The sequence below is a fragment of the Myxococcus faecalis genome, from assembly GCF_050039385.1.
GTDB lineage: Bacteria > Myxococcota > Myxococcia > Myxococcales > Myxococcaceae > Myxococcus > Myxococcus fulvus.
Window position 1 is genome coordinate 2,285,131 of sequence record NZ_CP144336.1, and the last position, 20,973, is coordinate 2,306,103.

Sequence of the window (20,973 nt, forward strand, 5' to 3'; positions counted from 1 at the left end):
CCTTCTTCGCCAAGGTGGCCGACCTTGTTCACGCCTCGAGGGCGGCCACCGTGAACGGCACGACTACACGCCGCTGGGCGTCACTCGGCGCCCGGCAACAGCGGGGGCGCGGAGAAGAACAGCAGCCCGCGGCTCAGCATGGGCATCCAGGCGCCGTAGTGGTCCTCGCCCGGGAACTCCAGGAACCGCACCTCCAGCCCGCCGCCCAGGGCGGACAGCTCGCCGGACAGCTCGCGGGTGTTGTCGACCATCCGCCGCTCGACGGCGAGCATGCCCCGCTCACCCTGGCTCTTGCGCGGCGTCTGCTCGAGCCCCCCCACCGTGAGCAGCACACGCGCCCTCACCGGCGTCGCCGCGTGGTGCGCCAGGAAGGACGGCTTCCCGGTGAGCACGTGGCGGTGGTTCCACCAGAGGGAGGGGCTGCCGGCGATGAACGTCTGGAACGACGTGGGCCGCGTGAAGAGCGCGTGCACCACCAGGAGCCCACCATAGGAGTGGCCCATCAGCGCCGTGCGCGACGTGTCCAGCGGCAGCCGCGCCGCGAGCACGGGCTCCAACTCCTTCTTCACGAAGTCCAGGAAGCGGTCCGCCCCGCCCTGCTTCTTCGAGAACCGGTCCCCCGTGTTCGACAGGTCCGGGGCCGGCGGCGTGTAGTCCTCACCGCGCGCCTGGTCACTCGCGGCCGTGTCGCCCGGGTAGCCCAGGCCGACGATGATGGGCGGCGCGGCCGGCACCCCGAAGCCCTTGGCGAGCCTGGGGAGCGCACGCGACAGGCGCTCCAGCGTGGGGAAGTGCGAGCCCCCATCCAGCAGGTAGATGACGGGGTGGCCCGCCGCGGGCGCGGGGCCCTCCGGGATGGCCACGAACATCCGGTGGGTCCGCCCCGTGTGCGTCGACGCCAGGTCGAACTGGAACGTGCCCGGCAGCGTCACCGGCGCCCAGTCCACCTGGACCACCGAATCGGCGCGGGGCGTGGGCCCCGAGGAACAGCTGGCGGTCAACAGCCCCGCCGCGAGGAACAAGGGGATTCGCATCAGGTGGCCCACTCCTTGGGAACAGACGGCTCCTGGCCGGGGCTCGCGGCCGGAGCGCCCAGGGACCAGACACTGTCCTGGGGACCCGTATGCGCGCGTCGGGACGTCGCCCGCGCCATCCAGGCGAAGCAGAAGGCCCCCAGGAGCGCGGTGAGGTCCACGCCCAGCCCGTCCAGCGTCGCCCAGGGGCCGAGCCCCGGCACGAGCCACCCCACCAGGGTGGTGAGCGGAATGGCCAGCGTGCAGAGCGCCGCGCCCCACAAGAGGTCGATGGACGCGCGCGCCGCGCCTCGCGCCAGCGCATAGCCGATGGAGGCGAAGAAGACCGCGTAGTAGCCGTATTGGTGGAAGACCCGCACGTCCGCCACGTGGGCGCCGAGCCACTTCGCCAGCACCAGGGTGAAGGAAATCCCGCTCACGCAGCCCAGGCAGATGCCGACGGTGATGGCCGCCATCCAGCGCACGTCCCGCCGCTGGACGGGCAGCGCTCCCGCGGCGCGCGCCTTCTTGCGGCGCGTCTCCACCCACAGCACGTTGCCGCTGTAGAACAGCCACGCGCCGCTGAGCGCGAGCAGGAAGTAGATCCACTTCACCGGCGGGCCGCCGAAGGTCCCGAAGTGCAGCGCGAAGAAGCTGCTGATGAGCGTGACGGGGGCGGACATCTGGCCCGGGAGGAAGTCGGCGGACTGCACCTTCCCGCTGTACGGGTCCAGCGCCACGAACCCTCCGAGCGCGCGCGGAGACAGCGCCGCCGGGTCATGCCCCCACACGCGCACCAGGGCGCGAGGCGTGGCGACCTTCACGTACTGGAGCGAGTGCGGCTCCAGCGCGGGAGCGGCGACCCGCGCCCGGGCGAGCAGCTCCGCGGGCGGCAGCATCGTGGTGGGGTCCGGAGCGCTCCGGACGTCACCGGCCGCCGGCCTGAAGCCGGCGCGCAGCGTCCCGCCGTGGATGAGCTGGTCCTGCACGTCGTAGATGATGTCGTGGAGGCCGAACACCGCCGCGGTGATGGCAATCAAGAGGTGGAACGGGAGGCTCGCGATGCCCACCACGTTGTGCGCGTCCATCCACCACCGCTTGAGGCCCTTGCCCACGCGCAGCGCGAAGAAGTCCTTCACCAGGGACGGCAGGACGATGACCAGCCCCGACAAGAGCGCGAGCGCGTAGAGCAGCGAGATGACGCCCGTGAGCACGCGGCCCACCTCGGTGTCGAAGGGCAGGCCCACCACCCGGTGCAGCACGTCGATGAACTCGCCCACCTTGCTGGGGTGTCCCTCGGTGACGACGGCGGCGCCGTTCGCCTGGAGCGTGGCGTGGAACCGACGCGCGCCGAGCACGTCGTGGTCCTCGTCGCCCTCGTTGCGGTGCCAGCTCATCGGCGAAGGCGCCTGGGCCGGCGCCGCCTCGAGCGTGAGGGTGAACTCCTCGGCCACTTCGGGGTGCTGGGCCAGGGTGGTCTTCACCAGGGCGTGCAGCTCCGCGGCGGACCTGGGCTTCGAGGAGGCGCGTTCAGCGGGCGGCGTGGCCCAGCGGGCCAGCGGGTCCTTGAAGACGGTGAAGGCGCCCGCGTAGAAGCAGATGAAGAGCCCCAGTCCGGCGACGATGCCAGCCCAGGTGTGGACGACCTTGTAGACCTTGATGAGGGCGGAGCGCATGGGAGTGCCGGCGGAGGTCAGGGGTTGCGCAGGAGCAGGAAGGTGCCCCAGGTGAGCACCGCCGCGCCGCCCAGCCACAGCCAGGCGCGCGGCCCCGTCCTGAAGAAGAAGCAGCCGCCGACGACGCCCATCCACACCGGCACCACGCTCCACATGACGAGCTGGTTGCGGGGGCTCGTCGCCATGGGCGCCAGGGCCAGGGACAACAGGCCGCTCACGCCGAACGCGAGCACCAGCCCCAGCAGCACGCCCGCGAGCGTCTTGGAGAGCCAGTCCGGCCGGAGGACCTCCTCATCGCCGCCCGCCATCACCGAGCCTCCCCTCGCCCGACGAGCAGCGCCGCGTACGGAAGCAGCATGAGGAGCAGCGTCGTCCAGACGAAGAGCACGTAGAGCGCCACCCAGGGCTGGAGCGACTGCCCCAGGAGCGGCAGCGCCGCGAGCACCAGGAGCGAGCCCACCCAGCGCGCCGGACGCGCGGGCAAGGCAGCGCGCAGCAGGCGCTGGTGGCGCGAGGACAGGTACAGGCCGAGACATCCCCCGAGGGAGAGCAGCAGCGCGAGGGGGACGAAGGGATTCATGGCGCCCGGGGAAGCAAGGGACAGCGGGAGCAAAGGCCCCCGCCGGGACACGGCGGAGGCCCTGCTCGAGGAACAGCGAGGACTAGCGGACGCGCAGCAGGCCGCGCACCTGGCCCTCGACGACGGTCTTCGCGTCACCCAGGCCCGTCTGCGGGCTCATGATGCGGAAGCGCGTCTGGGCGTTGTCGTTGACGAACTCGGGCAGCACCAGGAACTCGCCCGGGTTCTGGGGAATGGTGCGGCCGTTGGTGGGCACCAGGTCGTCGCGCACCACGGCCGTCGCCGTCGGAGCGTCGCCGAGCGTCACCTCCCACAGGCTCCACCACCCGCCCGTCGAGGCATGGCTGCCGTGGAAGGGCCGGCCACCCGCCACCGCGGCGTCGAACGCGACCTGCGCGGCCGCCTTGTCCATCACCCGCACGTAGCCCTTGCCGGGCGCGCCGGGCAGCAGCATGGACGCGATGTCTCCATCCGTGCCGGGAGAGACGAAGGCGTCGAGCGTGGTGAACCAGTTGTCGAACTCGCCCGTCGCGGGGTCGAAGCGAATCATGCACGGCTTCGCCGCCGTCGTGGGCGACACGAAGTGCGCGCCGGCGGCGAGCGACTCGGTGGCGTAGTAGATCTTCCCGTCCGTGTGCTTGACGCCGTCGCGCGCCCAGCCGCAGCGGGTGTCGGTCTTCACCGTGACTTCGTCCGTCTGCGTATCCACGATGACCAGCGCTGTCTTGGCCGGAATCGTCTTCACGTCGGCGGCGTGCCAGCCACCGGCGATGATGACGTCATTGCCCGCGGTGACGGCCAGGCTCTGCGAATAGCGGAACGTGAACTCGCCGTCCTTGAGCTGCGCCGTCAGGTCCTTGGAGCCGATGAGGGACAGGTCCTTCGGGTTCCAGATGACCAGCTTGTAGTTCACGTGGTCGAAGTAATAGGCCTTCGACTCGCTGACGAAGTAGTGCTGGGACTGGTAGCCGTTGGTCGCGCGGACGCCGTAGCCGGTGAAGGACAGCGCGGCCTCCGGCACGAGCGCCCCGGAGGCGTTGAGCGTGTAGGGCGTCATCGTCGGCTGGGTCGAGCTGCTCACGAACAGCTTCCCGGCACCCGGGTAGCCCGCGACGATGTACGCGTCCGCGGACAGCTCGAGGGCGTTGGCGATGCCGACGGTCTTCGCCTCCTGGATGTCGTCCACCGTCACCAGGTAGCTCTGGGTGTTGCCACCGGCGATGGGCACCTGGGTGATGAGGGCGTAGAGCGGGTCCGGCGTCCCCGCGTCCGGGTCCGTCGGGTTGCCGGCATCCGGAGTCGGCGTCGGGTCATCCGAATCCGAGCAGGCGGTGGCGAACACGGCGAGAGCGAGCAGTGCGGACTTCAGCTTCATCGGGCTTCCTTTGGCGATGACATCCTGAAAGGGGACACGGAGGGCGGCTCAGAGGTCGACGGTGAGGCGCGCGGACAGGGCGCGCCCCGGCCGCTGGACACCGACGAGGTCGAAGGCGGCGGCGTCGGTGAGGTTGTGGAGGTTGAAGGAGAAGGAATACGCGCGCCGCTCGAACCGGGCGCGGTAGGTGAGCGCGGTGGAGTGCAGCACCTGCGTCGGCACCGACTGCTTCGTGCCGCCATTGCCCGCGCTCTCCCAGGAGCGGTCGAACGAGCCGACGACGCGGGTGGTCCACTCCAGGCCGAGCGCGTCCTCGCGGGAGAGCAGCCGGCTCACCTGGAACCGCGCGGTGCCGGTGGCCTGCAGCCACGGGAGGTTGGGCATGCGGTCGCCCTTGAAGCGCGCGAACTGCCCCTCCTGCGCCAGGTTCTTGAAGTCGAGCCAGGTGACGGCGCCGGTGAGCCCCACCCAGTCACCGGGGGAGTCCCAGTCCAGCCCCGCGTGCGCGGTGACGGAGCGGGCGTGGTCCACGTTCTCGTAGGCCTGCGTGGTGTCGCCGGGGAACAGCTGGATGAGGTTCTCGATGTCGCGCAGGCCCGCCGAAGCGTTGGCGCCGAAGCGGCCCACGGGCGTCACCCACGAGAGCAGCTCCACGCCCACGTTGGCGTTGTGGCTCGACTCGGGGAGCAGCGCCGTGCTCTCCACCAGCAGGCCGCCGTCGCCGAAGAGCTCCTCCACCCGGGGCATCCGCGTGGTGCGCTCGTAGGACGCCTTGAGCAGGAGCCAGCGCGTCACGCTGAAGCGCAGCGTGTCGCCGTAACCACCCGCCCACCGCGTCTCCGCCAGCTGAGCGTTGGTCCCCGAGGTGAGGCGCTGCACGTAGCCCTTCACGAACAGCGTGTTCTCCAGCCGGCCCTCCCACAGGGACTGCCGGTGGGACAGCCCTCCGAAGCCGGACGTGAGCCCGAGCGGAATCCGCAGCGGGTCCTCCTGCCCCAGCCGGGTGAGGTAGGCGTTCTCGCCCGTCCGCTCGCTGTCGTCGGCGCCGAGCGACAGCTCCAGGTCCTCCACGTCGAGCAGCGTGCCGAGCAATCGCACACGTCCGAACAGCGTCTGCCGCTTCTGCGTGTTCTCCAGCGGGGACGAGCCAATCTCACCCGCCCGTGCCTGGGTCCCCTGGCAGACGCCATACCAGTCGTAGAGACAATCCGAGACATCGTACAGCTCACCGATGCGCTGGTTGTATCCCGCGATGGCCAGCACCTTGAGCCGCTCGTGGGCGGACACCTCGTAGCGCAGCCCCACGCCGTAGCTCTCCTGCCCGGAGGTGACGGCGCCATAGGGGCGAATCATCAGCTGGTCGTGCGGGACTTCCTTGTCGTACTGGCCCAGGTAGCCGGTGAGCACCAGCCGGTCGAGCCCCGGCAGCGACTCGACGCCCAGCTCCAGGCTCCCTCCGGAGCCCCGGTAGGCGTCATGGCTGCGGTTCAGCGCGCGAGGTCCCACCCGCCCGGTGACGGGGTCGGCCACGGGGACGGTGACGCGGTAGTCGTTCCGGGCCCGGTCATGGAACCCCGCGGCGCGCACGAAGACCTGCTCGTTCGCCCGCCACGTCACCCGGCCGGTGCCGCGGTAGCTGCCGAAGGAGCCCGCCTGGAGCGACAGGGACGCGCCCGTCTCCGGGGCCGCCAGGTCCGAGCGCAGGTGGATGGCCCCGCCCAGCGCGTCCGTCGCCAGGCGCACCGGGACGACGCCGTTGAAGACCTCCATCTGCCGGATGAGGGAGACCGGGACGCTCCCCAGCCCGTAGACATACGGCGAGTACTCGATGGGCACGCCGTCGAGGAGGACTCGCACCTGGTCGCCGGAGAGGCCGCCCAGGGACAGCTGCGTGCGGCTGCCCAGGCCGCCCGTCCTCTGGACCTGCACGGCCGAGGCGCGCGTCAGCACCTCCGCGAGGTCCTCCGCGCGCTCATGGGCCTTCTCCAGCTCCACCACGTCCACCGCCTCCGAGCCACGCACCAGCACGCGCGCCTCGGTGGCCTTGCCCCGGACAATCGACGTGAAGGAGGGCAACTCCGGCTCCGGGGGGACCTCCGCGGGCGCCTGGGCCACGGGCGCCGGGGGCGCGGGGCTCTCGGTGACGGGGGGAGCGGCCTCGGCGGGCGCGGCGAGGACGAAGTGGTGGATGAACTCGAACTGGCAGGCGACGGGGGTGCCGTCCTGCAACGCGGGCGTGAAGCGCGCCTTCGCCAGCGCGTCCACGGCCGCCTCGTCCAGCCCGTGGCCAAGCCCCTCGACGACCTGCGCGCGCGTGACGCGGCCCTCCTCGTCCAGCGTCAGCAGGAGCTTCACCGCGCCCCCGACCTTCGCGGCCAGGGCCTGGGGCGGATAGACGGCCTCCGGCTTGGACAGGAGCACCGGCGGGACGACGCCGCTGGACGGCGCGCGGGGCTCCTCGGTCGGCGCCGGGCTGGCCGGAGCGGCGACAGCGGTCCCCGGAGGCTCACTCGCCTCCTGCGCACGCGCATCCCCTCCCGACAGCAGGGACAGCAGCACCAGTGCGGAGAACGAAGAGGTCGGCGCGAGGGCGCCCCGACAGCGACGAGGTGTAGGCATGTTCAGGGAGTGCGGGTCGGAGCTCCCAGGATGATTTCGATTTTGAATCTCATATTCATTATCGACCCACACCACCTTTGTCCTATCAGCGGTGGCGGTGGGGGTCAATCAGGGAGGCTCTCCCGGGTCGGAACAGGGGGCCGTCCGGAGACCTGCGCTACTGAGACTGATAGGGCCGGTGACTCCGAGCCCGCAATCCTTGCGCGTGGGGCACTCCAAGGCCGCATCGAGCCGCGCTTCCCGAAGAGGTCCCGGTGCCAGGGGAGACAGGGGAGGTGTCCGGTGGCGGACTTCGAGCCCCCTTCACGTCCCGCTCAATTCCTGCTCAACCGCGACATGCGCGGCCTTCACAATGACAATCCAGACAGCCGCACCGCCCGCGGAAACGCTCAGCGAACCTGGAGGACGTCGCCTCATGAGGACCCGCCTCGACTGCCTGTCTCCCGAAGTCATCGCGAACCTGCACGCCCACCTGGCGGAGCTCCGGCGCCAGGGGCCCATCGTGCAGGTGGACCCGGGCGGCATGTGGGCCGTCACCCGCTACGACGAAGCACAACACGTGCTCAAGTCGCCGCAGCTCTTCTCCTCCACGGGGATGCGCCTGGCGTTCCAGCCGGAATGGCTCGGGCGCGCCAATCCCCTGGCGGAGTCGCTTCCCTTCCTGGACCCGCCCCAACACGGACGGCTGCGGACCCTCATCCTGCGGGACTTCACCTCCGCGGCCATCAAGCGCCTGGAGCCGCGAATCCGCGCCCTCACCCGGGAGCGCATCGCGCGGATGATGGAGCAGCGGACGGTGGACTACATGGAAGCCCTCGCCGTGCCCGTTCCCGCCACCGTCGTCTGCTGGCTGCTCGGGCTGGACACCGCGCTGCTGAAGCACTTCGAGCGCTGGGCGCATGACATCGCCCTCATCGGCGGTGTCCACCCGGAGGACACGAAGCAGATGGAGCAGTGCCGACGGACGCTCGACGAGATGGAGCGGTACGTCCAGGACGCCCTGGACGCGCGGCGCAAGACGCCGGGCGATGACTTGATGAGTGATTTGCTCCAGGCCCGCGCGGGCGGGCAGGCCCTGACCCCACAGGAGCTGATGAGCTTCTTCTTCGTGCTGTTCACCGGCGGGGTGGAGACGACGACCTATCTCATCGGTCAGTGCGCCCGGATGCTCTGTCAGCACCCGGAGCTGCTCTCCCGCCTGCGGGAGACGCCGACCCTCATCCCCCGCTTCGTCGAGGAGACCCTGCGCTACGAGCCCTCCGTCGTGGCGCTGCTGCGCACGTGCCTGCAAGACGTGACCGTGGCCGACACCGCGCTGCCCAAGGGGAGCGTGGTGCTGGTGTCGCTCGCCTCGGCGGGCCGTGACGAGAAGGTCTTCCCCGACGGTGACCGGTTCATCCTGGGGCGGGAGAGCGCGCAGCACCTCACCTTCGGCCACGGCATCCACTACTGCCTGGGGGTGATGCTGGCACGGATGGAGGCCAGCATCGCCCTGGAGGAGCTCATCCCCCACGTGAGCCGGATGGAGCTGCGCACGGAGCGCATCGACTGGACCACCTCCCTCGTCGTTCGCGGGCCGGCGACGCTGCCCGTCGAGCTCTTCCCCGCGTGAGCCAGGGCGCGGGGCCCCACGGGAAGGGGCGCGGACCCCTCATGTTATAGGGTCCGCGCATGCGGATGATCGACAGCGTGGAGTTGCACCCTCAGCGCGCACCGGCGCCGCCTCGCGCGGCGTCCACGCCCATCGCGAAGGACACGGTCCCCTACGTCGAGTTCCTCGCCTTCGAGCCCCATGGCTCCCTGCTGGTCATCGAGGCGCCCAACCTCGCCAGCCAGTTGGGGCGGCTGGTGCGCCGGAGCGGCCCCCGCTTCGACGTCGAGGCTGAGCTGACGGACCTGCGCGGCCCCGGCGCGCGCTCGCCGGGTGGGCGCTGGCTGCTCACGGGTGGCGCGTTGTTCTCGGGACAGGCGGCGTGCTGCCAGGTCATCGACCTGCACACCTTCCAGGTCGTGCACACCCTGCCCGTCATGCGGCCCTTCGTCTGGGTGGACGATGCGCACTTCATCGCCCAGTCGCCGAACTGGAGGACCGCCGTCACGGAGGGGGGAGTGACCCGGGCGGAGACACGACGCGTGGACCCGGCGCTCGCGGCCGCGCTGCCGGGCCTGGTGACGCCGGAGCCGTCGATGGTCCTCGTCTCCCTGGCCTCCCTCGACTGTCGGCCGTTGCTTCCTTCCCTCCTGCTCGATGAGGAGACCTGCGCCGTGCTGTCGTCCGACAAGGACATCCTCTACACGGCCACGTCCTTCTCCCGCGTGTCCGCGGTGAGTGTGTCCGACGGGCAGGTGCTCTGGCAGCGCCCACCGTCACGGCTCGTCACGGAAGGCACCGTCTACGCGATGGCGCTCGATTCCTCGACGAACCGGCTGGTGACTGTGGGCGGCGGCGTGGAGCACGACACGCTCGTGCTGGATGCGAGGAGCGGTGACGAGCTCTCACGCCACTCCCTGGAGAAGCTCACGCGCGGAATGACCCCGGGGCCGAGCACCCGCGGGGATGCCGTCCACTTCCGCGAGGACGGCCTGGGTGTCATCGGCACCAACAACGGCCTGGTCATCGAACTCGGAACCGATGGGCGCTGGTGCGCCTTCAAGGCGGGAAACCGCTCGCACCGAGCCATCGCGTTCTCGCCCGACGGCGCGTCCATGATTCTCGGAGGCGCGGCGAAGAACCTGCGCGTCGTCCCGCTCACGACGCGCTGAGCGGCGCTTCAGGAGTTCCTGGCCCCGGAGCTGGCAGCCCGTCACCGCGCGACCCAGGCTACGGGCGCACCATGTTCACGGGCACAGCCCCCGTCAGGTCCTCCACGCTGTCGAAGAGCAGCTGGCCCACGTAGTTGAAGTTGTGGGCCCACGCGCCCTTGTCCTTGCGACTGAGCTGGTAGTTGTGCGTCGCCTTCACGAGCGCGGGGGTGAAGGGCGCGAACGCGTTGGACGAGACGGCCTCCGTCGCGCTGCACGTGCCGTCCTTGTCCGTGTCCTTGAAGAAGTACGGATTGACGTCGCCGTTGTAGCAGAGGCCGTTGCTCGTCACCGTGCGCATGGCGGCCAGCAGGCGCGCGGCCATGCCATCCACCTCCGCCCGGAGCAGCTCCGTGGTGTTGCCGTCCCCGTCGTAGTCCTGGAGGTGCACGTTACGAACCTGCTCCGCCGACTCCTGGTCGGCATGACACGTCTCGCACCGCGTGCTCCACACGTCCGCGATGCGGAAGGTGTGGTTGCTCACGCCGGGGACATGGCAGCTGGTGCACTGCGAGCCCCCCAGGTGCGAGAGCCGCCCGGCGTACGTCTTGCCCGGGTACTCGTACCCTGTCTTCGCCAGCGTGCCCTCACGCGTCCCGGCGGCGGGCATGTAGTGGACGTTCTGGAAGCGGGGCGTGCCTCCCGCCGCCAAGGCATTGTCGAGCGTGGCCTTCGACGCGCGTCCGATGTGGCAGTTCGCGCAGAGGTTGTCCTGGCCCGGCAGGTTCACCGTCGTGCCATCCGGCAGCCACGTGCGCGTGGGGACGAACACGTCGTAGTCCGGCGCGAAGCTCTCGTGACACGTGGCGCACTCCAGCCCGTTGGCCGTCTCCGGCACCGCCTGCCCCACGCCATACTGCACGAAGAACCGGTAGCCCTGTGCGCCGCTGTGGCAGCGGGAGCAGCTGGCCTGCACCGTCTCGCTCGCGTCCCAGTTTCGCGCCGCCTTGCTCGCTCCATTGAAGTGGCCGGGGTCGTTGCGCACCAGCAGCGACGTATCGAAGGGGGTCGTCAGCGCGCCGTTGAGCGACTGAATCGAGTCGTGCAGGAGCTGGATGATGTACTTCGCGTTGTGGGCGAACGCGCCTGGGTCCACGCGGGCGAGCTGATAATTGAAGGCCGCCTTCTGCAGCCGCGGCGTCCAGCTCTTGTAGGCGTTGGTGCCCACGACCTCGGCCGTGGAGCATGTCCCATCGCCATCTCCATCCCGGAACCAGTAGGGATGGGCGTTGCCGTAGCAGAGGGGCTGGGCCCGCTCGGCGCCATAGCGCTGGAGCGTGGCGAGCAGCCTGTCGCGCAGCCCCTGAATCTCGAAGTAGATGCCCTCGGTGCGGTTGTTGTCTCCGTCGTAGTCCTGGTTGCGCGAGGCGATCTGCCGGATGTTCCACGCCTGGGTGACATCGGTGACGCCCGGATGGCACGTCGCGCAGGCGTCCCAGCGGACGCGGGTGCTGTGCGGGTCATGGCACTCGTTGCACTTGTCGAAGTCCGGCACATGGCGGAAGCGCGTGTCGTAGACCTGCCCGGCGTACTGGTAGCCACCGGCCGCCTGGGCGGCGAAGAGCGTGGCGGCCGCCGGGTAGTAATGGATGTTGGTGAAGCCCAGCGCCGCCGAGGCCGTGTCCTCCCCCACTCCCGCGTCGGCGACCTGCGCGTCGATGTCCTTCCCCGCGGCGCGCCCCTGGTGACACACCATGCACCGCGCCTCCGCGCCCAGCCCGGTGACCTCCTTGCCCGACGGGAACGTGACGGCCGTCAGCCGCGAAGCCGCGGCGTCATGGCACGTCTCGCACCGCACCACGGACTCCGTCCTGCCCGGCGCGTCCACGCGGCCCGGGGAGGAGCCGTCCCCGCCCAGGAAGTCGATGTAACCCTCCGAGCTGTGGCAGCGCGCGCACGTCGCGGGCACCATCCCCTCCTCGTTCCAGTGAGAGAAGGCCTCCGCCGTGGTGTCCGCGTGCGGCGAGCCCGCCCAGGCCACGTAATAGGGCACCTGCGACGGGTCCACGCCGGCGTCCCCCGCCGAGGGCCCCACGACCACCACCGCGTGACGCCCCTCCAACCGCGAGCGCTTCCCGACGACCTTCACCGCCGTCTCACCCACGCTGACGCCCGTCACCAATCCCGTGTCGTCCACCGTGGCGATGGCCGGGTCCTCGCTCTCCCACGTGTAGCCGTCATCCGTGGCCTCGCGCGTGGCGGCGCCGAGCTGGAGCGTCTGTCCCAGCAGGACCGAATGCGCCCCGCTGGTCGTGATGCCCGGGTTGGCGTTCTCCAGCTTCGCGCAAGCCACGAGGAGACAGGGCAGCGCGGCGACCAGGAGCAACGTCGTTCGTCTCATCGGGTCCCTCCTGGGAGATGTGTGGGTCATGGCAGCGCGCCTCCGGCGATCCACGCCAGGAGCGTCTGATACTCGGGGGTGCCGTCGGCGTAGATGGCTCCGCCGCCGTGTCCCGCCCCCGCGGCCTTGCGCAACAGGCGGCTGCCAGCGGGCGCCGCGGTGTCCGTCAGCGCGTTCGACACCTGGAAGTCCGCGTCCGCGTCGCCCGTCAACACGAAGCCCGTGTTGCCCGCGGCGCCTCCAGCGCGATGGCAGGACTGACAGCCCGATAGCAACAGGGGATGAGCGTCCGTGGCGAACGAGGGCGCGTCACCTCCTCCGTCGCCACCACCGCCGCCGTCACCACCGGAGGGCGTGCCCGCGTCGGGGCTCGCGTCGCCGCGGTGGAAGTCCGCGCAGCCCGGGACGAACAGGAGCGCGAGCAGGAGTCCGAGCCTAGAACTCATACGCCACCACCAGTCGCGTGAAGTCGTCCGGCACCTCGTCCACCTTCTCCAGGTTCCAGAACTGGAAGAGGCCCACGCTCAAGCCCTTCCAGCGGGCGACCGCGCCCACGTTGTGCGCGGAGGCGTCCTCGCGGGTGAGCGCGGTTGTGTCGAGAATCCGCCCGCGCTGATTGCCGAAGGTGCGCAGGCCCTGCCGATACTGGAGGTAGAGCCAATCGGTGGGATGGAAGCGGAGCTGGAGGTAGCTGGCGAAGTGGTAGTAGTCCGCGCCGGGACCGCCGTACCCCTCGGCCTCGCCTCCAGAGACGTCCGCGCGCAGCAGACCCGCGCCCAGTGAGAAGCGCTCCAGCACCGGCACCCCGCGAGGGCGCCACGACGCGACGTCCAGGGCCTGGAGGAACAGCCTCCGGCCGTATCCCAGCGGATTGTAGTAGGCCGAGTACCAGAGGCTCAGCGGGCCCCAGGAGCCACCCAGCCGCGTCCCCACGCCCAGCCGCGTCGCTTCCAACGGAGCGAAGTCCGACTGGAGGTTGAGTACTGCATCGGCCCGCCGGAGCTGGTAGCCCGCGATGACGTAGACATCCGCGGAGAGCAGGAACGGCCCCTCGCGGCGCTGCACGTTCGCCGTGAGCCCCTCGCGCGCGTAGACAGGCGGAAGCACCTTCTGGTCGAAGCCCGCGAGGCCGCCGTAGCTATGGTGGAACAGCGGCTCGGCGCCGAAGGGCACCAGCACCTTGCCCACCTTGGCGGAGAGCCGCACCGGCCAGTCCTCGCCGCTGACGCGATAGCCCACCTCCCAGAACTGGAGCGACAACATCTCCAGCGTCAGCGTCACCGGGTCCTCGGTGGACTGGCGCGTCAGGAAGAGGAAGTGGTGGTAGCTGCGCAGCGCGTTCGAGGCGCCCTTCTGGAAGGGCTGGTCGTTGTAGCCGAGGCGCTCGTAGTTGAGGTCGAAGCGCCCGTTGAGCGTGAGCGAGCCGAGCACGGGGAAGGTCCCGAGTTGGACGCCCGGCGGCGGCCCACCCGATGAAGCGGCGGGCCGCTCGGTGGGTGGCGTCGAGGACGGAGAAGCGGGCGCAGCGGTGGCCACGGAGGCAGGTGGCGTCAGGGACGGAGCAACGGGCGCGGCGGTGGCCAGGGGAGGAGCCTCCGTCCCGCGCGCGCCCTCCTCAATCCACCGGGCCAGGAGCGCGAGCTCCGCGCTCCCGGGCTCCCACACCGCGCCGCCCTGATGCGAGTCACCTCGCGCGCGTTGATACAGGAGGCTCGTGTCGGCCGAGCCGGGCGTCACCAGCGCCAGCACCGTGCGCAGGTGGGGCTCGGGCTCCGAGTGGGCGACATAGCGGGTGGACCCGGCGAACCCATCCGCCGCGTGACAGCTCGCGCAGCCCGCCAGGAGCTGCTCGTGGATGCGGGGAGCGAAGCGCAGCGAGTCCGAAATGGAGGCAGACGCCGGCACGGGCTGCGTCCCTGGCGCGAGCGGCGTGGACGAAGGAGGCGTCGGCGCATCCCCCACGCGCGCGGAAGCAGGAGCCCCCGGGGGTACTGCCACCGTCGAGGAGGGCACCACGGACTCCACCCCCACGCGCGAGGAGGCCATGGACTCCGAAGGTGTTGCCCCCGTCGAGGACGGCGCGACGGGCAACTCTCCCACGCGCGCGGAAGCAGGAGCCCCCGGAGGCATTGCCGCCGTCGCGGGTGGCGCCGAGGGCACCTCCCCCAGGCGCGCGCCCCCCGGAGGCGTTGCCACCGTCGAAGGTGTCGCTGAAGCCACGTCCCCCACGCGCGCGGAAGTCGGAGCCCCCAACGTCGTTGCCGCCGCCGACGAGGGGGGCAGCGCGGTCCCGGCAGGGGCCTGTCCTGGGAGCGCCCCGGATTCGACCCACTTCAGCAACGTGGCGTACTCGGGCGACTCGGCCGCGAGCGACTTCTTGCCACCATGCAGGACCGCGCCGGTCCCCTTCTTCAACAGCGGACTCTGCGCGGCGGCATCCAGCTTCACGAACCGCAGCGTGGTCTCGTAGTCCGTGCCATCGCCACGCAGCACCCACTTCGACCTGCCAGCCATGCCCTCCGGGCGATGACATGACAGACACCGGGCCACGAGGATGGGCCGGGCGTCGGCGGCGAAGGTCGGTCCGCGCGGCTTCGGCGCCCCTCCCGTCCTCGGCCCCGACGGAGTCAGCACCGGTGCTGGTGCCGCCTTCGTGGGCGCGGCAGGTGCCGCGGAGGTCTCGGGAGTCCCCGCGTCAGCGCTGCCTTCTGGTGCGGGCGGAGTCGTCGGCGGACGCTGGATGCCCAGCCGCTCCTGGAGCTGGCGGCGCTTCTCCTCCTGCGTCTGCGCGCGCGCGGGCATGGCCGCCGTCAGCAGGAACACCCCCACGCAGAGACGGCCCAGGTCAATGAGGCGCATGGCAGACCTCGCAGCGCATGGAGCTCGGCGCCTTGGCCGCCCGTCCATCGTGGCAACTGCCACAGTAGCGGCCCTCGCGCATGTCCTGATGGGTGAAGCCCAGTGGGGCCTGGGGGAACACCCCCGGGTGGCAGCTGTAGCAACGCTGCGAGTCGTGGGCCCAGTGTGAGAACAGCGCCGGCACCGGCGCCTTGCGTTCCTTCAAGGGAGGAATCCGGACATCCTGGGGCGCGTTGACCGCGAGGATGGGCGGCGCGAAGAGCAGCGGCACGGCGAGCACCACCCGCCAGCGCCAGCGATGCAGCACGGCCCCCGCGCGAGCGCGCCAGGGCTCCGAGGTCGGAGTGCTCATAGCGCCTTGCGCTCCTTGAGGATCTTCCAGACGGACACCACGTAGAGGCCCACTCCCAGCAACACCAGGGGCACGCCCACCGCGGTGAACACCACGAAGGTGAGCGGTGACCAGAACAGCGTGGTGAAGAGCTGGACACACAACCCCGCCAGCACCAGCAGGGCCGCCCTCCGGATGCGCTTCTCGTGGCTCATGGACGTGGCTCCGGCAGCCAGAAGTTCCGCGCCTTCACGCCCTCCAGGTCGTGCGCGAGGTCGTGACACGTGAGACACGAGCGCGCGCCGCTCTGGAGCTCCGCCTGGATGTGCTGGTGCGCGGACGCCTCCAGGAAGCTCCGGGCGTCGCTGTGACAGTGCAGGCAGTTGTAGTTGGGATACGGCTGATAGAGCTTCGGTCGCTCGGGAATGGTGCCGAAGTAGTGGACCCAGACGTGCTTGAGCCCGTTGAACTTCGCCTTCGCGTCACCGAACAGGGCGTAGTCCGTGTGGCACGCATAGCAGGTGGTGTCCCGGCTGATGAGCCGCTTCTGGTAATGCACCGCCGCCAGCGACGCGGCGTTGTCCACGAACAGGCTCTGCCCGTACGGCTCCATCTCGTGACAGCCCAGGCAGAACTGCGTCTGCGACGACTCACGCACGCCCACGGCGACGCCCGCGCCGGTGACGACCAGTGGGAGGATGGCCAGACCCGCGAGCAACACCAGCCGCCCCAGGTGGCTCGCGGTCAGGACTCCCGCCGCGAACGCAATCAGGGCGACCAGGACCGCCACGGCGATGACAACCACTATCAAGAGGGTGGGCAGGCGGGAACCTCGCTCCCTTTCCTATACAGGTCTCATGCCCATGCGTGAACCCTGGAATGAAGATGCGCAATCGACACGCAATTCCTGCGCACCCGCGCCATGGCGCGCAAGAATTGCGCGACCATGACCGGGGGGAGCGACAGCACGTCCAATCCCTAGCGCTTGTCGACGAGGTGGCGCAGGAGCGAGGTGAGCCCGGAGAAGCGGAACGACGGGTCGATGTACTTCTCGAGCACGTAGAAGGCGAAGTAGTAGGCACGACAGAAGGCCCAGATGGCGAGCAGCAGCAGGAGCAGGACGCGCCACTCGGGCAGCTCCATCAGGAGCAGCGCCGACGAGACGCAGCCGATGACGACGAAGAGGATGGCCTTCACCCACATCCACCGGTGGGATTGCAGGTCGCGCATCCCTGGAACGTAGCGCCTGGCGAGCCCTCTTCGACAGGCCGGCCCACCCACGCTCGACCTCCGGGACTTGCATACATACCAACCGTACGGTATGACATCACCATGCCACGCCCACCGAAACACGCGCCAGAACGCGGGGATGCCCGGACGCGGCTGCTCGAGGCCGCGCGCGACACGATTCGCGCGAAGGGCTTCGCCGCGACCTCGGTCGAGGAGCTCTGCCAGGTCGCGGAGGTGACGAAGGGCGCCTTCTTCCATCACTTCAAGAGCAAGGAGGGGCTCGGCGTGGCCGCCGCGGAGCACTGGAAGGAGACGACGACCGCCTTCTTCGCGAGCGCGCCCTACCACGCCCCCGCGGACCCGCTCGACCGGGTCCTGGCCTACGTGGCCTTCCGCAAGTCCATCATCACCGGGAGCCCCGCCGAGTTCTGCTGTCTGGTGGGCACGCTGGCGCAGGAGGTCCACGCGAGCGCGCCCGACATCCGGGACGCCTGCGCCGCGAGCATCTTCGGTCATGCCCAGACGCTCGAGGCGGACATCGCCGCCGCCATGCGCAAGCGCCGCGTCTCCGGAGGCTGGACGGCCGCGAGCCTGGCACGCCACACCCAGACGGTGATTCAAGGCGCCTTCGTGCTCGCCAAGGCGGGGAACGACGCGGCCCTCGCGCGCGAGAGCCTGGACCACCTGGACCGCTACATCCGCCTGCTCTTCAGGCTCCCCCCCCCGGAGAAAGCCTCACCATGACCCAGGCCTCATCGCTCGGCTGCGCCTGCGGGGAAGTCTCCCTGCGGGTGGACAAAGCCCCCATCATCAGCGCCGAGTGCTGCTGCGACAGCTGTCGCGCGGCCGTCGCGAGATTCCAGACGCTGCCCGCGTCACGGCTGCTGCTGGGGCCTCGGGACGCGTCACGCTTCGTGCTCTACCGCAAGGACCGCGTCCACTTCCTCCAGGGCACGGACCGCCTCGCGGAGTTCCGGCTCACGCCGGAGTCGAAGACCCGCCGCGTCGTCGCCACGTGCTGCAACACGCCCGTGTTCCTCGAGTTCCAGAGCGGCCACTGGCTCAGCCTCTATGGGGGCCTCTGGGCCGACGGAACCCTGCCTCCGCTGGAGCTGCGGACGATGACCTCCGACCTGCCGCCCGGGCCCGCGCTCCCCACGGACGTGCCCAACAGCCGGCACCAATCCGTCGCGTTCTTCATCAAGCTGCTCGGCGCGTGGGTGGGGATGGGCTTTCTCAGCCCGAAGCTCACCTTCGTCAAGGCGGAGCTGCCGCGCTGACCTCGCGCGCGGATGCGCCTGCTAGAGCCTGGCGACGACGAGCCCTCGGGCGTCACGATACCACCGACAATCGCATGACCAGAGCCCTCCAGGTGCAACAGCAACGCACAGGAACGACCGGGCATCAGCAGATAGATGGAACCCCGGACGCGACGAGGGGCGTCGAAGCAGCTCACGAATTGTTCGTGAGTTCATCGACTTGCTCGAGGAGTTCCCATGCCCGCTCGCCGTGTATCCCTGGTCCCTGTTTCACTGTGCGCCACTGTCGCGCTCGCCCTCCTCTCCGGCTGTGGCGGAGGCCTCGCGACGTCCAACCCGCGCTACTTCACCGACGGGAAATGGAACGCGTTGGACAGCCCGTATGCCCTCACGCCCATGCTCGCCTGCGCGTATCCGGCGGAGGGCAACGACAAGGTGTATCGCAACCTCGAGGACCATCTCGCGCCCGCCATCTGGAGCGCGTATGGCAAGGATGTCTCCGAGGTGAAGGTGAAGAAGTTGAAGGGAGACAGCGAATGGTGTGACGCGTTCCCGAACATCGCCGCGGACCGCTTCATCGTCCCGCCGCGGATGAAGAAGGAGCTGGCCGAGTACGTGAAACAGTCCGGCGCCAGGGGTGTCATCATCCCGGTCGCGCACCTGTATCGCTCGCCCATCATGAAGGATGTCCTGGGCCCTGATGGTTCGCCCATCGGGAGCGTGGAGACGGACCGCTTCGGCGCCGACGGCACCGCGGGACTCTTCGTCCACTACATCAACGAGAGCGGAGAGCTCGTCTACACGGGACGCTCGAAGACGAATGGCCTGGGCGTACTCGCGAACCCCATCGATTACATGCGGGACCATGCGTCCGACTACGCCCAGCAGATGACGCAGAAGGCGCCGCCCGTCACCCTCCAGTAGCCCTCGTGCTTGACTCTCCCCCTGGGGGAGACCGCCACCCTCCAGGCATGTCACCCACGGACATGTCTCGGAGGAAGCGCATGGCGGCGGCAATCCTTGGAACCCTCATCCTGCTGGCGGGCGCGGCGGCGGGCGCCTGGTGGTGGATGGGGAGGGCCCTCTTCCAGCCCGGCACCGTGACGCAGGTGCTGACCGCGCGGGGCGAGACGCTGGAGGTTCCTCCGGGACAACGCGCGGACGCCTCGTCCTGGCAGGTGACCGGTGATGTCCAGTTGCACCACGTCGCCGTGGGCGAGGGGCGGGACGTCCTCGTCATCCACGGAGGCCCTGGCCTGCCTCCAGCGAACCCCTGGCGCGCGGCGGCGCTGACGAGGGATGCCCTGCGTTGGCACTTCTATGACCAGCGAGGCAGCGGCGCCTCCTCGCGGCCCATCACCCTGCCGCCTCCCGGGGGCACCTGGCGGGCCATGCAGGAGGTGGAGGCCCGCCTGGGACTCGCCGCGCAGCTCGCGGACGTGGAGCGCATCCGGCGCCTGCTCGGCCGGGAGCGACTCACGTTGGTGGGCCACTCCTTCGGCGCCCTGATTGCCCTGCTGTACGCGGCCGAGTGGCCGGAGCGGGTGGACGCGCTCGTGCTCGTGGCGCCGGCCCCGTTGGTGACGATGCCCTCGAAGGGCGATGACCTGTTCACCCAGGTGCGCACCCGTCTGGACGAAGCAGCCCAGCGGGAGCTCGCGGCCTGGATGAAGCACACCTTCGACTTCCCTGCCCGCCTGAAGGACGACGAGGCCCGCCTCGCCGAGCACTTCGCCGCCTTCGGACCGCTGTATGCCCGGGCCCTGAACGCCGAGCGCCCCGACACGAGGCCTCCCGACACTGGTGCCGCTGGAGGCTTCCTCTCGCTCGGGCTCTACCTGAGCCTGGGACGCCATCACGACTGGAGCGAATGGCTGCGCCGGGTGCGCGCGCGCACGCTCGTCATCCATGGCGCCCATGACCTGCAGCCGCGCTCGGCCACCACGCGCGTGGTAGAAGCGATTCCCCACGCGCGACTCGTGGAGCTGGCGGGCAGCGGGCACTTCCCCTTCGAGGAGCAGCCCGAGGCCTTCGCGGCCACCGTGCGCGCCTTCCTCCAGGAGGAGGAGCGGTGAGCGGACTGCTGTACTCCATCGGCGAGGTGTCTCGCATCACCGGGCTCACCGTGAAGGCGCTGCGCCTGTACCAGGAGAAGGGGCTGCTCGAACCCTCCCGCGTGGACGCCTCCACGGGCTACCGCTACTACACCGAGCACGACATCTCGCTCGCCCACACCGTGCGCGCGCTGCGCGACCTGAAGCTCTCCCTGGAGGAGATTCACGGCGTGCTCACCCAGCTGGGACAGGGCGCCTCGCTCGCGGAGCAGCTCGCGCGCGTGCGGGCCCGACTCGCCGAGGAGGCCGCGAGCGCGCGACGCTCCGTGCTCGCGCTGGACACGCTGCTCGAAAACCAGGCCCGGGCGGAGGCCTACCTGCGCGCGCCACCGCCCCTGCTGGAACGCTGGCTCCCACCCGTTCGTGTCGCCGTGCATCGGGCCCGGGGGCGATACTCCGACGCGTCGGTGTTCTTCCCCCGGCTGCTGGCCGCGTGTGGCCCCCACGTGGCCGGGCCCCCCTTCTGCCTCTTCCACGAGGCGGAGTACCGCGAGGACGACGCGGACCAGTCCTGGTGCGTGCCTCTGGCCCCCGGGGCCGTCCCGGAGGGCGTCGCCATCTCGGAGCTGCCCGAGGTGCGGGCCGTCACGCTCGCGCACTCCGGCCCGCCCCACTCCGTGGGCCCATCCTGGGCCCGTCTCTTCGCCCACCTCCACGCGAAGGAGCGCACCCCGAGCGTCCCGCTTCGCGAGACCTACCTGCGCGTGGACTCGGCCCAGGGCGCCTCGTGGATGAGCGAGCTCGCGCTGTCGTGGGAGGCGAGCCCGGACTGAA

The 20,973-nt window shown here is 70.2% G+C and carries 20 protein-coding genes; 7 read left to right on the forward strand and 13 right to left on the reverse strand.

The genetic code is table 11. From position 1 onward, the window contains the following. Window positions 1-80 precede the first annotated feature (80 nt). From VZQ01_RS08910 to mxcH, 6 genes are all read right to left on the reverse strand, one after another. On the reverse strand, window positions 81-1,034 hold the full coding sequence (locus VZQ01_RS08910; RefSeq protein WP_223750293.1) for an alpha/beta hydrolase: 954 nt from the start codon (window positions 1,032-1,034) through the stop codon (window positions 81-83). Further along, complete coding sequence (locus tag VZQ01_RS08915; protein WP_426747547.1) at window positions 1,034-2,689, reverse strand: PepSY-associated TM helix domain-containing protein; 1,656 nt, start codon at window positions 2,687-2,689, stop codon at window positions 1,034-1,036. The genes VZQ01_RS08910 and VZQ01_RS08915 overlap by 1 nt, the downstream gene beginning before the upstream one ends. Window positions 2,690-2,706: 17 nt before the next feature. Continuing rightward, entirely contained in the window at window positions 2,707-2,997 is a 291-nt protein-coding gene (locus VZQ01_RS08920; protein ID WP_141322973.1) for a hypothetical protein, read from the reverse strand. After that, a complete protein-coding gene (locus tag VZQ01_RS08925) occupies window positions 2,997-3,269 on the reverse strand; it encodes a hypothetical protein (protein ID WP_223750290.1) in 273 nt (90 codons plus the stop codon). The genes VZQ01_RS08920 and VZQ01_RS08925 overlap by 1 nt, the downstream gene beginning before the upstream one ends. Window positions 3,270-3,351: 82 nt before the next feature. Next, a complete protein-coding gene (locus tag VZQ01_RS08930) occupies window positions 3,352-4,644 on the reverse strand; it encodes a DUF4374 domain-containing protein (RefSeq protein ID WP_267697325.1) in 1,293 nt (430 codons plus the stop codon). 48 nt (window positions 4,645-4,692) lie between these two features. Further along, window positions 4,693-7,263 (reverse strand): TonB-dependent siderophore myxochelin receptor MxcH, encoded by a 2,571-nt coding sequence (gene mxcH, locus VZQ01_RS08935; protein ID WP_426747548.1) that lies wholly within the window; start codon window positions 7,261-7,263, stop codon window positions 4,693-4,695. Between the two features lie 415 nt (window positions 7,264-7,678). Between mxcH and VZQ01_RS08940 the strand changes: the two genes are divergently transcribed. Together VZQ01_RS08940 and VZQ01_RS08945 are read left to right on the forward strand one after the other, a co-directional pair. Continuing rightward, window positions 7,679-8,875, forward strand: a complete 1,197-nt coding sequence (locus tag VZQ01_RS08940) for a cytochrome P450 (RefSeq protein WP_267697327.1) — start codon at window positions 7,679-7,681, stop codon at window positions 8,873-8,875. A gap of 59 nt (window positions 8,876-8,934) precedes the next feature. Continuing rightward, window positions 8,935-10,026, forward strand: a complete 1,092-nt coding sequence (locus VZQ01_RS08945) for a WD40 repeat domain-containing protein (RefSeq protein WP_426747550.1) — start codon at window positions 8,935-8,937, stop codon at window positions 10,024-10,026. 58 nt (window positions 10,027-10,084) lie between these two features. On the opposite strand, the gene VZQ01_RS08950 is transcribed toward VZQ01_RS08945, so the two are convergent. From VZQ01_RS08950 to VZQ01_RS08980, 7 genes are all read right to left on the reverse strand, one after another. Further along, window positions 10,085-12,406 (reverse strand): Ig-like domain-containing protein, encoded by a 2,322-nt coding sequence (locus VZQ01_RS08950; RefSeq protein WP_426747552.1) that lies wholly within the window; start codon window positions 12,404-12,406, stop codon window positions 10,085-10,087. A 26-nt stretch (window positions 12,407-12,432) separates the two neighbouring features. Next, window positions 12,433-12,852 carry a hypothetical protein gene (locus tag VZQ01_RS08955; protein ID WP_223785498.1) on the reverse strand — a complete coding sequence of 140 codons (420 nt, stop codon included), beginning with the start codon at window positions 12,850-12,852 and terminating at the stop codon, window positions 12,433-12,435. After that, window positions 12,842-15,265, reverse strand: coding sequence for a hypothetical protein (locus VZQ01_RS08960; RefSeq protein ID WP_426747553.1), 2,424 nt, complete (start codon window positions 15,263-15,265; stop codon window positions 12,842-12,844). The genes VZQ01_RS08955 and VZQ01_RS08960 overlap by 11 nt, the downstream gene beginning before the upstream one ends. After that, window positions 15,252-15,617 (reverse strand): c(7)-type cytochrome triheme domain-containing protein, encoded by a 366-nt coding sequence (locus VZQ01_RS08965; RefSeq protein ID WP_426747555.1) that lies wholly within the window; start codon window positions 15,615-15,617, stop codon window positions 15,252-15,254. Before VZQ01_RS08965 ends, VZQ01_RS08960 begins: the two co-directional genes overlap by 14 nt. Then, window positions 15,614-15,811 carry a hypothetical protein gene (locus tag VZQ01_RS08970; RefSeq protein WP_223750280.1) on the reverse strand — a complete coding sequence of 66 codons (198 nt, stop codon included), beginning with the start codon at window positions 15,809-15,811 and terminating at the stop codon, window positions 15,614-15,616. The genes VZQ01_RS08965 and VZQ01_RS08970 overlap by 4 nt, the downstream gene beginning before the upstream one ends. Beyond that, entirely contained in the window at window positions 15,808-16,386 is a 579-nt protein-coding gene (locus VZQ01_RS08975) for a NapC/NirT family cytochrome c (RefSeq protein WP_426747556.1), read from the reverse strand. The genes VZQ01_RS08970 and VZQ01_RS08975 overlap by 4 nt, the downstream gene beginning before the upstream one ends. A 188-nt stretch (window positions 16,387-16,574) precedes the next feature. Continuing rightward, complete coding sequence (locus tag VZQ01_RS08980) at window positions 16,575-16,826, reverse strand: hypothetical protein (RefSeq protein ID WP_141322985.1); 252 nt, start codon at window positions 16,824-16,826, stop codon at window positions 16,575-16,577. Window positions 16,827-16,928: 102 nt separating this feature from the next. Here VZQ01_RS08980 and VZQ01_RS08985 point away from each other — a divergent pair, with 102 nt between their 5' ends. The 5 genes from VZQ01_RS08985 (at window position 16,929) to VZQ01_RS09005 (ending at window position 20,972) form a co-directional block, all read left to right on the forward strand. Continuing rightward, on the forward strand, window positions 16,929-17,570 hold the full coding sequence (locus VZQ01_RS08985; RefSeq protein WP_426747557.1) for a TetR/AcrR family transcriptional regulator: 642 nt from the start codon (window positions 16,929-16,931) through the stop codon (window positions 17,568-17,570). Then, window positions 17,567-18,106 (forward strand): GFA family protein, encoded by a 540-nt coding sequence (locus tag VZQ01_RS08990; protein WP_426747558.1) that lies wholly within the window; start codon window positions 17,567-17,569, stop codon window positions 18,104-18,106. The genes VZQ01_RS08985 and VZQ01_RS08990 overlap by 4 nt, the downstream gene beginning before the upstream one ends. 216 nt (window positions 18,107-18,322) lie before the next feature. After that, on the forward strand, window positions 18,323-19,009 hold the full coding sequence (locus VZQ01_RS08995; RefSeq protein ID WP_267697334.1) for a hypothetical protein: 687 nt from the start codon (window positions 18,323-18,325) through the stop codon (window positions 19,007-19,009). Window positions 19,010-19,089: 80 nt separating this feature from the next. Continuing rightward, a complete protein-coding gene (locus VZQ01_RS09000; protein ID WP_267697335.1) occupies window positions 19,090-20,160 on the forward strand; it encodes an alpha/beta fold hydrolase in 1,071 nt (356 codons plus the stop codon). Continuing rightward, a complete protein-coding gene (locus tag VZQ01_RS09005) occupies window positions 20,157-20,972 on the forward strand; it encodes a MerR family transcriptional regulator (protein ID WP_223750275.1) in 816 nt (271 codons plus the stop codon). The genes VZQ01_RS09000 and VZQ01_RS09005 overlap by 4 nt, the downstream gene beginning before the upstream one ends. Window position 20,973 lies beyond the last annotated feature (1 nt).

Coding starts and splice junctions, on each gene's coding strand:
- VZQ01_RS08920 (WP_141322973.1), bottom strand. CDS start 2,997: ATGGCGGGCGGCGATGAGGAGGTCCTCCGGCCGGACTGGCTCTCCAAG.
- VZQ01_RS08960 (WP_426747553.1), bottom strand. CDS start 15,265: ATGCGCCTCATTGACCTGGGCCGTCTCTGCGTGGGGGTGTTCCTGCTG.
- VZQ01_RS08955 (WP_223785498.1), bottom strand. CDS start 12,852: ATGAGTTCTAGGCTCGGACTCCTGCTCGCGCTCCTGTTCGTCCCGGGC.
- mxcH (WP_426747548.1), bottom strand. CDS start 7,263: ATGCCTACACCTCGTCGCTGTCGGGGCGCCCTCGCGCCGACCTCTTCG.
- VZQ01_RS08940 (WP_267697327.1), top strand. CDS start 7,679: ATGAGGACCCGCCTCGACTGCCTGTCTCCCGAAGTCATCGCGAACCTG.
- VZQ01_RS08985 (WP_426747557.1), top strand. CDS start 16,929: ATGCCACGCCCACCGAAACACGCGCCAGAACGCGGGGATGCCCGGACG.
- VZQ01_RS08930 (WP_267697325.1), bottom strand. CDS start 4,644: ATGAAGCTGAAGTCCGCACTGCTCGCTCTCGCCGTGTTCGCCACCGCC.
- VZQ01_RS08995 (WP_267697334.1), top strand. CDS start 18,323: ATGCCCGCTCGCCGTGTATCCCTGGTCCCTGTTTCACTGTGCGCCACT.
- VZQ01_RS08965 (WP_426747555.1), bottom strand. CDS start 15,617: ATGAGCACTCCGACCTCGGAGCCCTGGCGCGCTCGCGCGGGGGCCGTG.
- VZQ01_RS08925 (WP_223750290.1), bottom strand. CDS start 3,269: ATGAATCCCTTCGTCCCCCTCGCGCTGCTGCTCTCCCTCGGGGGATGT.
- VZQ01_RS08910 (WP_223750293.1), bottom strand. CDS start 1,034: ATGCGAATCCCCTTGTTCCTCGCGGCGGGGCTGTTGACCGCCAGCTGT.
- VZQ01_RS08915 (WP_426747547.1), bottom strand. CDS start 2,689: ATGCGCTCCGCCCTCATCAAGGTCTACAAGGTCGTCCACACCTGGGCT.
- VZQ01_RS08970 (WP_223750280.1), bottom strand. CDS start 15,811: ATGAGCCACGAGAAGCGCATCCGGAGGGCGGCCCTGCTGGTGCTGGCG.
- VZQ01_RS08945 (WP_426747550.1), top strand. CDS start 8,935: ATGCGGATGATCGACAGCGTGGAGTTGCACCCTCAGCGCGCACCGGCG.
- VZQ01_RS08990 (WP_426747558.1), top strand. CDS start 17,567: ATGACCCAGGCCTCATCGCTCGGCTGCGCCTGCGGGGAAGTCTCCCTG.
- VZQ01_RS08980 (WP_141322985.1), bottom strand. CDS start 16,826: ATGCGCGACCTGCAATCCCACCGGTGGATGTGGGTGAAGGCCATCCTC.
- VZQ01_RS09000 (WP_267697335.1), top strand. CDS start 19,090: ATGGCGGCGGCAATCCTTGGAACCCTCATCCTGCTGGCGGGCGCGGCG.
- VZQ01_RS08950 (WP_426747552.1), bottom strand. CDS start 12,406: ATGAGACGAACGACGTTGCTCCTGGTCGCCGCGCTGCCCTGTCTCCTC.